Raw genomic sequence first — 11,847 nt, 5'->3', positions numbered from 1 at the left:
GTCATCGGTGCCACCCCTCGTCGCCTCCCGTCGATAGTCGCGTCGGTGGAGTCACTGTCACTCGCCACTCGCCGAACCGGAATGAACGTACTGCCGGCCGCGCGTCAGCGCAACAGCGTGTTCAGCGCGTCGGGGACGACCAGCACCCGACTGCCGGGGTCGACAGCGTCTCCGACGCTCTCGCGGGCCGTCATCAGACACTGCTCGACCACTTCGGGGTGGTCGCTGTTCGTCACGTACACCGGATGCTCGCGGAGCGTGCGAGCGACGACGAACGCGCGCTGTGCTCCCGGTTCGTAGCCCGTACGCATCTCGTCGTACAGCGAGGAAGGGTCCGTCGCCTCCGAGAGTCGGTCGAAGAACCGCTGTTCGCCACGCCCCTCGCCGGCACCCTCCTGCAAGCGTGCCGGGACGACGACCAGACCGTCGTCGCCCACCGGGTCGTGCGCACCGAGGACGACGTAGGTGGCCGCACGCGTCGCCTGGTAGAGGTTGGCGTCCTTGGGTGCGCCGACGCCCGCCACGACGGCGTCGTACCCGTCGTCGACCGTGACCGCCAGCGCGTCGCGGGCGGTGGCCGCGAGTTCGCGGACCACCGCGCGAGGGTCGCCGGCCGCGACACCCAGGACACCCTGCGGACCGCGGGTGACGTTCAGACAGAACTCGACGCCCGCGACGTCGCCGGCCCGGTCGACGAACTCGCGGAACGGGTTGTCGGCGATACGGCCGAGGCGGACACCCTCCTTCGAGAGCATGTCGGGGCCGTGGGTGTGGCGGATGAGCGGTTCGCCACCGGCCCCGACCACGACGGTCTTCGCCCCGCCCGAGAAGCCGGCGTACTGGTGGGGTTCGACCATCCCCGTCGAGAGGACGTGGTCGGCGGCGGCGACGGTCCGGTTCAGTTCGATGGCGACACCGTCGGACTCGCTCCGCTCGCCCGACGAGTCCCCACTCGCACGGCTCGCGGGGACACCGTCGACGGTCCCTGCGGTCACCGTGTCGTCGGGGTCGTGGTTCTCCGCGAGCGGTGCGAACGCGCCGAGCATCGCGTCGAGTTCGGCGTCGGTCATCGGGCGGTGGAGACCGAGGCCGACGACGACGCTGACCTGTTCGCGGGCGACACCGAGTCGTTCGAGTCGCTCGACGAGCGGTGCGAGCAGCGCCTCGTCGGGCGTCGCGCGCGTGAGGTCCGTGACGACGACGGCGACGGTGTCGTCTGGGTCGACGAGCGTCCCCAGTGACGGGCCGTGGGGGTCGTCGAGTGCCCGTTCGGCGGCCGCTCGCGGGTCGACCGGGGCACCGCCCGGTGCGCGAGCGACGTCGACGGTGCAGTCTGGCAGGTCGACCGTGACCGACTCGTCACCGAGCGGGACGCGGACGGACCGGTCGTCGTCGCGGTCCATACTCAGACGATGTCCTCGCGGGTCGCGAAGTACTCGAAGACGAGGCCGAGGCCGAACCCGAAGACGAAGTGGGCGACGAGCGTCAGCACGACGTAGATGTAGAGTGCGTTACCGGTCTGGTCGCCGTAGAAGGCGATGACGAACCCCGTCCAGAGGACGAACCCGAACGAGACACCACGGAGCGGGAGCGACGACCCAGGGAGATAGCGTTCGACCGAGGCGAACAGCAGCGGCCACGTCGTCATCCCTCCAGCGAGGAAGATGAGGTAGCCGACCGCGACGGTCAGCCCCGGCGAGAGGACGGCGTCGAGGCTGAGCAGGGCGGCCAACTCCGCGAACGACTCGAAGTCGAACGCGCCGAACACCTGCGCGACGAGCAGGACGACGGTCATCATCGCGGTACCGACGAACCCGCCGGCCGCGCCGATGAGGCCGTCCCGAACGATGGCGGCGATGTCCTCCGTCGCAGTGGGGGTGATCTCACCTCGATTCTCCTCGGGCGAGAGCTCTCCGCTCTCCTCAGCGTCGGTCGACATACCCCTACCGAGGGGAGCCGTCGTCAAAAAGGCGTGTCCGTCGACGACCCCCTGTTCGGCCCGCTCGCTACGTCGCCCACTCCAGCAGACGCTCGTAGAACGGGTCACTGCGGAGCGCCCGTTGGTCACCGACGAGACAGCACGCACGTTTCGCCCGACTCAACGCGACGTTCATCCGGCGATGGTCCTCGAAGATGGGGCCGTCGAGGGCACCCGTCGCCACCGTCGAGAGCACGATGACCTCCTTGTCGGACCCCTGGAACCGGTCGACGGTGTCGACGGCGACCCCCTCGGGCGCTCGGTGCTGAACCTCCGAGACCTGTGCGCGGAACGGCGCGATGACGCCCACGTCCTCGGGGGCGACGCCGGCGTCGAGGTACGACTGCACTACCTCACACACTCGCTCGGCCTCCACGGGGTTGGTGTTGCCCGTCCGGTGTCCCGACGGGTCGACGAACGCCACGGGGTCGGCGAGTTCCGGCGGGAGGGCGGCCTCCGAGACATTCGGCAGGTCGTCGAGCCGTCGTCCCGCGACCTCCGGCCCCGCCGGTCGCAACCTCCCGTCGTAGAACTCCCGAGAGGAGAACCACTGGATGCGCTGGCTCATGCGGTACTGGCGGTCGAGCATCACCGACGCGTCCGGATACTCCTCGATGAGTCGCTGGAACAGCGATTCGGACAGGTCTGCTCGCGGTCCACTACCGCTCGCGTTCGAGGCGCGTTGCGCCTCGCTGCTCTCGCTTCGGACGACCGGTGGCAACTGCTGGTGGTCGCCGACGAGTACGAACCGGTCGGCGAGGTTTACGGCGGCGAGGCTCCCCGGTTCGGTGAGTTGGCCCGCCTCGTCGACGATGGCCGTGTCGAACTCTAGCGACTGGACGAGACGCGAGCCACAGGAGGCGGTCGTGGCGGCGACGACCGACGCCCCTTCCAACTCGGCGACGCGTTCGTCGGGGTCGCCACGTGTCGAGAGTCGGAACCGCTGCATGTCCTCGCGGACGCCCGACTCCGTGCCGACGCGGACGACGTCGGTGAACCCCTGGTCGACCAGCGCTTCGAGCGCGTTGTCCACGGCACGGTTCGTGAACGCCGACAGCAGGACGCGCTCGCCCCGGGCGACCAGTTCTCGGACCGTCGTCGCCAGCGTGTACGTCTTTCCGGTGCCGGGTGGACCCTGGACGACGGCGCAGTCCTCGGCCGTCACGGCGAGTCGAACGGCGTCGTCCTGCGCCTCGTTGTTGCCGATGAACGTCCGTCCCGCCGCTCGTGCGTCGTCGAACGCCGGCGCACGGCGGCCGAACAGCACGTCCTTGCGGTCCTGACTCCCCTTCAGCACGGCGTCGTGGACCGCCGTGAGCATCCGGTCGACGCCGAACTCCGAGGGGTAGACGTCGAGTCGCCGAAGGTCGACCGGTTCGTCCGTCGTGACGACGATTTCGTCACCGAGCGTCACGACGCGGGCCAACTCGGCCACGCCACGCGTCGGGTGGCCGTCGCTGGCGAGGACGACGTCACCTTCACGAATCTTCGAGACGGCGTCGCTGCCCTCCGCGCGGAGTTCCCAGCGGCCGTCGTCGAGTTGCCGCTGACCGAGCGGTTCGAGGTCGATGAGGGCTCTGTCGTCGTCGGCGCGCTCCTCGGCGCTCTGCTCCCACAGCTTCGCGTACTCGCGGTGGACCGAACGACGCTCCTCCTCGATGGCCGCGAACGTCTCGCGGAGGTACTCGCGTTCTGCCTCGGGCACTGGCGACCCGATCTGTCCGGCTTTCGACTCCTCGTCGAGACGCCCGGCGACGACCATGCAGGTGTCCTGCTCGAAGCAGTACTCGCACTTCGCGCCCGACTCGTAGCCCGTCGGCACGTCGCCACGGACCGCGGTGGCCGCAATCTGGTTGCGCTGGCGGACGACGTACTGGAGGAAGCCACGTCCGATGGTGAAGTCCTTCGCGGGCGAGAGGTCTCCCGTCTCCTCGTGGCGGTCCAGCACGCTGTTCTTCGTGTAGAGGAGCGTCCCGGTGTCGGGGTAGGTCGGCCCCTCGCCGTCCTCGGCGGTCGTCACCTCCCCGCCGTCGGCCGCCACGCCCGTCGTCCGCCCCTCCGCCCCGTACTCGCCCAGCAGGAGCGCGTAACACGCCGCCTGCACCTTGTCCTGGAAGCGTGGTTCCTTCCGCAGGTTCTTGCCGGTCTTCAGTTCGACCGGCACGCCGCGACGGATGGCGTCGGCCCGGCCCTTGAGGCCGAACCGCTCCCCGATGAGCGTCCGTTCCGAGCGCCAGTCGTCTTCCTGCCCCAGGGCACCCTGCGCCAGCCAGTTCTCGACCGCGCGGGCGTTCTCGCGGACGTCGCCGGCCACCTCGTCGGCGGTTCGTCCGAGCAGGCCGAGTTCGAGGCCGGCGTCCGCGACGTGGTCCTCGATGGCCTCGTCCAGGTCTCGGCCCCGGAGCAGGTCCCCGAACACCTCGTGGACGAGCGTCCCCTTCACGACGGGGTAGTTCAGCGGCGTCGCGGTGAGGTTCCCGAGGTAGTACATTCGGGGGCACTGCACCCACGAGCGCACGTCGGTCACGTTCACGAGGTAGGAGGGTTCGACGACGACGAACGACTCCTTCGACGTACTGTAGCGCGTCTCGCCGTTCCACTCCTCGGTCTCGGGGTCCGTGACCAGCAGGTCCATGCCGGGGTCTATCCACTCGGCCAGTTCGGTCCACTTCGGCCAGAGCGTCACGGTCACGGGGTCGCCACGCCCCTCGTCGGGGCGCAACGACAGTTCGAGCAGTTCGCGGTCGCCGTAGCGCGTGCTGACGGTCTTCGGGTCCCCCACCTCACTGACGACGCCGCGCAGTGTCACACCTGAACGGACGGGCGAGCGAAAAAGAGCGTGTCGGTCGTCCGAACCGTCGGCGAGGACGAGCGCACCACGCACGGGTGTCGGCAACGACTGCCGATTTATCTCTCCGCGACCCGTACAGGGACACATGAACACTCGACAGCGGTTCGGTATCGCTGCTGGACTGGTCGGCCTCACCGCCGCGGTGAGCGTGCTCGCCGCACCGGCGCTCCCCGAGCAACTGGTCACGCGCTGGGACGCCGCCGGCGACCCGAGCGGTTCGATGTCGAAGACGACCGCGCTCGCGCTCGTGCCACTGCTCTCTGCGGGTCTGGTCGCGCTGCTCGCCGTGCTCCCGCGCGTCGACCCGCTCGGCGAGAACGTCGAGACGTTCCGGGCGACCTACGACTGGTTCGTCGTACTACTGGCGGGGTTCATGCTGGTCATCCACGTCGCCACCGTCGCCGCGAACCTCGGCTACGCCGTCGACGTCACGCTCGTCGTGCTCGGCTGTGTCGCCGTGCTGTTCTACGGCGTCGGCGTCCTCCTCGAACGGGTCGAGCCGAACTGGTTCGTCGGCGTTCGCACGCCGTGGACGCTCAGCGACGAGGCGGTGTGGGACCGAACCCACGCGCTCGCCGCACGGCTGTTCAAACTCACCGCTCTCGTCGCGCTGGTGGGCCTCGCGTTCGGGGAGTACGCGCTCTACTTCCTGCTCGTCCCGGCGCTCCTGACGGCCGCCATCACGGTGGGCTACTCCTACGTGCTGTACGAGCGTCGCCACGACGGGACGGACGGCACGGAGTCGGGGCTGTGAGTCGAGTCTCGCTCGCGCCGTAACGACTACCTCCCTCCTCGCCCCGCACTGGGTATGACCGACGTCTCGGCAGGCGACACGACCAGCTACGAACGGACGTTCACCCGCGAGGACGTCGAGCGGTTCGCCGACGTCTCGAGAGACGAGGGCGAACACCACGTCGAAGCCGACGAGGAGGGGCGACTGATGGTTCACGGTCTGCTCACCGCGACGCTCCCCACCAAGCTGGGCGGTGACCTCGACTTCGTCGCGCGGACGATGGACCTCACGTTCCACCGGCCGGTCTACACCGGCGAGACGGTTCGCTGTGAGATGACCATCACTGACGTCGAACCACAGGAGGGCCGCACGCGCGTCCAGTCACGCGCCGAGTGCACCAACGAGGACGGCGACGTCGTGCTGGTCGGCGAGTACGACGGCGTCGTGTTCGACTGACCGACCCCGTCCACCGTCCCGACGTTTATCAGTGGAGACGCGGCCAGCGTCGTCGTGCGCTGAGAGAGGCCGCGAGTGGGGAGGCGGGTGTGCGACGGTCCGCTCGCGGAGCGGCCGGTGTCGCCTGCTAGCCAGACCGACCGTGAGACAGCCGTGTGTCTCCTCTACTCGAAGTCGGGGTCGCGCTTCTCGACGAACGCTTCCATCCCCTCGCGCTGGTCGTGCGTGCCGAACAGCCCCGACCAGAGGCGACGCTCGAACGCGAGGCCCGCGGACTGTGGCATCTCGTGGACCTGGTTGAGCGCCTCCTTCGCGCTCTGGAGGGCGAACGCCGGTTTCTCCGCGAGTTCCCGAGCCATCTCTGCGACGTAGTCGTCGAGTTCGTCCTGAGCGACCACCTCGCCGACCAGGCCGAGGCGCTGGGCGTCTTCGGCGTCGACACGCTCGCCGAAGAACACCATCCGCCGGGCGGTGGCGTCACCGACGATACGGGTCAGGCGCTGCGTACCACCCCATCCGGGGACGATACCGAGGTCGATCTCGGTCTGACCGAGGACGGCGGTGTTGCTCGCCACCCGGAGGTCTGCCGCGAGCGCCAACTCACAGCCTCCGCCGAAGGCGTAGCCGTTGACCGCGGCGACGACCGGACCGGGGTACTGCTCGATGGCGTCGGTCACTGCGTGGCCCAACTCGGCGTACTCCTGTGCTTCCGCCGTCGAGAGGTCCTGCATGTAGGAGATGTCCGCGCCGGCGACGAACGCGTCGTCACCCGCCCCCGTCAGCACGAGGACGCGGGCGTCGGCGGACTCGATGGCGTCGAGGAGGTCCTCCAGTACCTCGGTGTTGAGCGCGTTCAGCGCGTCGGGGCGGTCGACGGTGAGCGTCAGGACGTCACCGGTTCGTTCGCGTCGGATTGGATCGCCGGACATGGTCGGGGTGACGCCCACCGCCGTTGTAAGCGTTCGCGCCGACCTCTCCGAGGGCCGATACGTTGAAGCGCGACTGTGACCGACTCGGTGTATGCGCGTTCGAGACTGGCGGGACATCCTCGACGACGTCGCCGAGTCGTCGGCCGCCCCCGACGACTGGCGAGCGGTCGCCGGTGACCGGCACGACGGCATCGGTGAAGACCTCTACCTCGGCCACCCCGACGCCGGCGTCTTCCAACTCAAGACGTACGCGAAGAACCCCTTCGAGGTACAGGGCGTCGGCACCGAACTCGCCCGTCGAATCGACGACGACCTCGACCCGCTCTTTCCCGAGCGTGCGGGCGGTCGCTTCGGCGTCCAGCGGGGCATCGAAGACGGGAACGACGCCGAACAGGCCGTGAAGCGCCTCGGGTCGGTCGTCGAGACCCACCGCGACGCCCCGACGACGCCCGGCGACTTCTTCGAGGACGTGATGGACGCCCTCGACAGCCCCGCCTACGGCCCGATGGAGTACGACGCCTACGGCCGGCCCGACGGACTGGACCACCTCGCCGACGAGTTCGAGGAGGCCGACCGCCTGCTCGACGCCGACCTCGACGACCTGGTCGACGAGGGGGGCGTCGGTCACGGGTTCCAGTAGCCGCGGGGCGGCGTGACTCGCCGCTCACCGCCTCCCTCGCCCGGCATCCAGTAGCCGTAAGTCTCGCCCCGCCCTCGCGTCGGTATGACCGTCGCGGACACCATCGAGGCGTACTACGACGCCCTCCGTTCGGGCGACCCACTCGCGCCGTTCTTCCTCGACTCACCCGACACCGTGAAGTTCGGCCTCTCGGAGCGACTCGACGGCGTCGAGGACGTCGCGGAGGGCCTCCGAAGCCAGACCGAGACGACCCGCGAGTGGGTCGTCGAGAGCTCCGACCTCGTCACCGGTGCGCACGGTGAGACCGCCTGGTTCGCCGACAGCGTGTTCATGGGCTGGACCGACACCGAGCGCTCGATTCGCTACGAGTTCGAGACGCGCTGGTCGGGGACGCTGGTCCGGGTCGACGGCGAGTGGCGCTTCGCCAGCGTACACGTCTCGACGACGGAGGCGCTGTAGATGGTCGGGCCGATGACCACCGAGGAGCGCTCGCAGTACATGCGCTGGCTGAAACTCGGGTTCGTCCTGCTCATCGGAGTCTCGGCGGGGCTCATCACGTTACTCGGGAGTCCGACACTGCTGGAGGTGGCGCTGGTGACCGGCGTGGGACTGGTGTTCGGCGCGATAGTCGTGGCCGTGGTGTTTCCGGGGACGGGAGAAGTGAAGCGGGTTCGGCGGTAGCGGACAGTCCCTACTCGGTGACGTACTTGCTCTTCGTGGCGGTTCCGTCTTCGACCGTCAGCTTGATTCTGAAGTCACGTTTCGGCTTGTCGCCCGTGAGTGTGACCGTCACTTCGCCGCCGGAGGGGTCGCCCGTCTTCGAATCGACGACGGTCCAACTGCCCCCGTGCTTTCGCTGAAGTTCGGCTTCGACGGAGAGCGGGTCGCCGTCGGGGTCACTGACCGAGATTTCGGCGGTGAACGTCCGCACCCCGCTGTTGCCTTTGCCGGATGTCTCCGACGAGATGGTCACGCTCTCGATAGTCGGTGGAGAGTTCGAGTCACCGGCACCACCGGTACCGCCGCCATCACCAGTGTCGGAGCCGCCGTCGTCGCTACCGCCGTCACCAGCGCCAGCCCCGCCACCGCCGCCCCCACCACCGGTACCTGCCCCACCACCTCCATCACCGGGGTTGACGACGACACCGTCGTTCGGTGTCGGCGGCGTCGCCGTCGCGCCGACACCGAACGGTCCGTCGACGGTGACGGTGTTCACCGAGATGTGGAGGAACGACAGCTGCGGTGCGATGACGGTGTCCGAGCGGAGCGTGATGTCCATGGTCGTCAGGTCGGGGTCGAAGTTCACGTCGCTCGACTGTCGCACGGTGACCGGTCCTGCGATGACCGCTCCGTCGAGGACGGAGTTCCCCGTCCCGATACAGACATCGGCGTAGTAGCCACCTAAGTCGCACTGGTTCTGTGAGGTTGGGAACGCGGTGTTCGGCCCCGACACTTCGCCGTTGGACCCACGCGGTGCGAAGATGACGCCCTCGAAGTGCGTCCCGCCGTTGGCCATCCCGACCTGCGTCGTCGACCGGCCGACGACCTGGAGGTGCTCGGCGTCGACGGACCCGCCACAGCTCTCGACGCACATCGTCTGGCTCCGGAGCGTGAAGTCGCCGTCGAGCATGATTCGGAGGTGGTGGTCGCCGGGGTTCGTGACCAGCAGGTTCGCGCTGTCGAACACCATGTCACCCTTCACGACGACGGTGACGTTCCCAGCAGAGAGGTCGGCGGTCACGTCCGACGTCGGAGCCATCCCGTCCTCGTAGTAGTAGGTGTTGCCACCGGTCAGCGTTCCGCCCTCGGTGGCTCCCTTGTCGATGACTGCGGGGTCGTTCTCCGCGGACTGTAGCTGTCCGTCGACGAACGGGTCCATCGCGTAGTGGTCCCCCGAGTAACTCGACTGCGTTCCGGAGTGAGTCCCGGCGGCGCTCGTGTGGACGTCGCCGGCGACCGAAATCGGCCCGTCGACGTTCGCGTTCCCGGTTCCGATGTGGACGTCACCCTGTTCGATGGTGAACGCGTCGTTGAACTCCGCTGGGTGTTCGATACGCCCCAGCTCCGCCGTAATCGTCTGGTCGTCGTGATCGACGATGACTTGGGAGTTGTCGACCCGTTCCTCGAAGAACGTCGCCCAGCCCATGTAGTACTCGCTCTGGATGGTGACGACCATCACGGAGTTCTGGACCTGGCCGGGGCCGACCCGCACCGAGTCGTGTTTCTTCCTGACCGTCAACTGGCGCGGGTCGTGCACACCGGGCGAGACGGCGACGATGGGGAGGGTGAGGGTCTCGCCGCGGTAGTGGAGTTCGGGGGGTGAGACCATCGTCGTCGACCGGCCGTCGCCACGCCAGACGCCGCCGCCCTGGTAGGCGAGCGTCTCACCGTTCTTCTCGTAGGTGATCTGCCCGAGTCGCTGGTCGAGGACGTTGACTTCGGTACCATCGGGGAGTCGTTGTGTGATGGTCACCGTCCCGGTGTACTCGGTCCTGAAGTTCCCCTCGTCGTTAACGCCGAGAGCGACGCTCTGGGACTCGCTCTCGCCGAGTGCGACCATCGCGGCCTTGGCGTCGAGCTGCGTGAACGCCGTCTCGGCACGCTGGACCTCCGCCTGGTCCTCGATGCCGCCGAGCGCCTGCCCCCCGACCACGAGCATGGTCGAGACGGCGGCGATGGTGAGGAAGACGAGGAGGACGTAGCCGATGACGGGCGACTGGCCCCGGTCACCCGAGTCGCCCGGCCTGCACGCACGAGAGATATTCATGAAAGTCGACAAGCGGCCAGAAACCTTAACACCTTGCCTTGGGCAGGACAGTCGGCTTTCCGATACAGTCCGGGCGGTATGGGTCGCCCTCGGTACGTCTTTGTAGCTGCATCTTCGACAGAGCGTATGCCACGAGCGAGCGTCGTGGGGGCCGGAATGACGAAGTTCGGTGTCCACGACTCGACACTCTCGGAACTGTTCGCCGAGGCGGCTCTCTCGGCGTTCGACGACGCGGGCGTCGGTCCCGACGACGTCGACGCGCTGTACTTCGGCAACGCGATGGGCGGTCAGACGGAGAACGACACCCACCTCGCGCCGAAGGCCGCCTCGCGTATCGGGCTGGCGGGCGTCCCCTGCCAGCGGTTCGAGGACGCCTGTGCCACCTCCGCGAACGCGTTCAAGAACGCCGTCCATGCCGTCGAGGCGGGCGTCCACGACACCGTGCTCGTCGGCGGGTCCGAACGCTGTACCCCCGTGACGGGCCTGGGGACGGCGGAGATGACGCGCATCTTCGCCAGCGCCTCCGACCGCCACTACGAACAGCCGACGGGGCTGACGTTCCCCGGCGTCTTCGCGCTCCTGACGAAGCGTCACATGCACGAGTACGGGACCACCGAGGAGCAACTCGCACACGTCGCGGTGAAGAACCACGCCAACGGCGAGCACAACCCCATCGCCCACTTCGGCAAGCAGACCACCGTCGAGGAGGTGCTGGAGGGACCGGTCGTCGCCGACCCGTTCCGGCTGATGGACTGCTGTCCGTTCTCCGACGGCGCGTCGGCGGTGCTCGTCACCTCGACCGACCGAGCCGACTCCTTCGACGACCCGGTCGACGTGAGCGGCGTCGGTCACGCCACCGACGTCGTCCCGCTGGGCGCGAAGCCGGTGCCCCACGCGACCGAAGCGGCCCGGAAGGCGGCCGCACAGGCCTACGAACAGGCCGGAGCGAGCGCCGACGAGATGGACTTCGCGGAGGTCCACGACTGCTTCACCGGCGCGGAGATCATGGCCAGCGAAGCCATCGGCTTCTTCGAGGACGGCGAGGGTGGCCCCGCCGCCGAGGCGGGCCGCTCGTCGCTCGACGGCGACCGACCCATCAACCCCTCGGGCGGTCTGAAGGCGAAGGGCCACCCCATCGGCGCGACCGGGACCGGCCAGATCGTCGAACTGACCGAACAGCTCAGAGGCGGTGCGAAGGAACGCCAGATAGACGGCGCGACGAAGGGTCTGGCCCACAACCTGGGTGGCGACGCCGCAACTACCGTCGTCACGGTGATGGAGGTGCGCGAATGAGCGCCCTGACCCACGAGGAGTGGGCCGACGCCCTGCGCGAGGGCGACCTGCTCGGCGTCACCTGTACGGACTGCGGGCGGACCTACGCGACCCCGTTTCTCGTCTGTGACGAGTGTGGCTCGCGCGACCTCGAACGCACCGCGCTCCCCCGCGAGGGCGTCGTCTACACCGAGACGACCGTCCAGGTCCCTCCCGAGCAG

The 11,847-nt window shown here is 68.5% G+C and carries 12 protein-coding genes; 7 read left to right on the top strand and 5 right to left on the bottom strand.

Going from position 1 to position 11,847, the window contains the following annotated elements; translation table 11 throughout:
- Window positions 1-104: 104 nt before the first annotated feature.
- The 3 genes from GQS65_RS20760 to GQS65_RS20750 all read right to left on the bottom strand — a co-directional run bounded on the left by GQS65_RS20760 (window position 105) and on the right by GQS65_RS20750 (window position 4,787).
- Complete coding sequence (locus GQS65_RS20760; protein ID WP_158206532.1) at window positions 105-1,403, bottom strand: lactate racemase domain-containing protein; 1,299 nt, start codon at window positions 1,401-1,403, stop codon at window positions 105-107.
- Window positions 1,404-1,405: 2 nt separating this feature from the next.
- Window positions 1,406-1,939, bottom strand: coding sequence for a DUF6789 family protein (locus tag GQS65_RS20755; RefSeq protein WP_199268520.1), 534 nt, complete (start codon window positions 1,937-1,939; stop codon window positions 1,406-1,408).
- A 67-nt stretch (window positions 1,940-2,006) separates the two neighbouring features.
- Window positions 2,007-4,787: an AAA domain-containing protein gene (locus GQS65_RS20750; RefSeq protein WP_368280396.1), complete on the bottom strand. Its 2,781-nt coding sequence runs from the start codon at window positions 4,785-4,787 to the stop codon at window positions 2,007-2,009.
- A 127-nt stretch (window positions 4,788-4,914) separates the two neighbouring features.
- Here GQS65_RS20750 and GQS65_RS20745 point away from each other — a divergent pair, with 127 nt between their 5' ends.
- Both GQS65_RS20745 and GQS65_RS20740 read left to right on the top strand, forming a co-directional pair.
- Window positions 4,915-5,583 (top strand): SdpI family protein, encoded by a 669-nt coding sequence (locus GQS65_RS20745; protein ID WP_158206530.1) that lies wholly within the window; start codon window positions 4,915-4,917, stop codon window positions 5,581-5,583.
- A 54-nt stretch (window positions 5,584-5,637) separates the two neighbouring features.
- Complete coding sequence (locus GQS65_RS20740) at window positions 5,638-6,018, top strand: FAS1-like dehydratase domain-containing protein (protein ID WP_158206529.1); 381 nt, start codon at window positions 5,638-5,640, stop codon at window positions 6,016-6,018.
- A 164-nt stretch (window positions 6,019-6,182) separates the two neighbouring features.
- Here GQS65_RS20740 and GQS65_RS20735 read toward each other — a convergent pair whose 3' ends face one another.
- Window positions 6,183-6,947: an enoyl-CoA hydratase/isomerase family protein gene (locus GQS65_RS20735; protein ID WP_158206528.1), complete on the bottom strand. Its 765-nt coding sequence runs from the start codon at window positions 6,945-6,947 to the stop codon at window positions 6,183-6,185.
- A 91-nt stretch (window positions 6,948-7,038) separates the two neighbouring features.
- On the opposite strand from GQS65_RS20735, the gene GQS65_RS20730 reads away from it, so the two are divergent.
- From GQS65_RS20730 to GQS65_RS20720, 3 genes are all read left to right on the top strand, one after another.
- Complete coding sequence (locus GQS65_RS20730; RefSeq protein WP_158206527.1) at window positions 7,039-7,587, top strand: hypothetical protein; 549 nt, start codon at window positions 7,039-7,041, stop codon at window positions 7,585-7,587.
- 84 nt (window positions 7,588-7,671) lie between these two features.
- The gene (locus GQS65_RS20725) at window positions 7,672-8,046 is read left to right on the top strand and encodes an AtzH-like domain-containing protein (protein WP_158206526.1); all 375 of its coding nucleotides are present in this window, start codon (window positions 7,672-7,674) and stop codon (window positions 8,044-8,046) included.
- Window positions 8,047-8,268, top strand: coding sequence for a hypothetical protein (locus GQS65_RS20720; RefSeq protein ID WP_158206525.1), 222 nt, complete (start codon window positions 8,047-8,049; stop codon window positions 8,266-8,268). It begins immediately after the preceding gene.
- 10 nt (window positions 8,269-8,278) lie between these two features.
- Here GQS65_RS20720 and GQS65_RS21500 read toward each other — a convergent pair whose 3' ends face one another.
- On the bottom strand, window positions 8,279-10,354 hold the full coding sequence (locus GQS65_RS21500; protein ID WP_199268519.1) for a DUF7289 family protein: 2,076 nt from the start codon (window positions 10,352-10,354) through the stop codon (window positions 8,279-8,281).
- A 126-nt stretch (window positions 10,355-10,480) separates the two neighbouring features.
- On the opposite strand from GQS65_RS21500, the gene GQS65_RS20710 reads away from it, so the two are divergent.
- Complete coding sequence (locus GQS65_RS20710; RefSeq protein WP_158206524.1) at window positions 10,481-11,647, top strand: thiolase C-terminal domain-containing protein; 1,167 nt, start codon at window positions 10,481-10,483, stop codon at window positions 11,645-11,647.
- Window positions 11,644-11,847 (top strand): Zn-ribbon domain-containing OB-fold protein (locus GQS65_RS20705; protein WP_233265225.1); only part of this gene is annotated, 204 nt, incomplete at its 3' end. The genes GQS65_RS20710 and GQS65_RS20705, both read left to right, overlap by 4 nt.

Source organism: Halomarina oriensis, assembly GCF_009791395.1.
In the GTDB taxonomy this organism is placed as follows: Archaea; Halobacteriota; Halobacteria; order Halobacteriales; family Haloarculaceae; genus Halomarina; species Halomarina oriensis.
The sequence above is the reverse complement of the archived record's forward strand: the minus strand, read 5'-3'. Positions and strand labels throughout refer to the sequence as shown.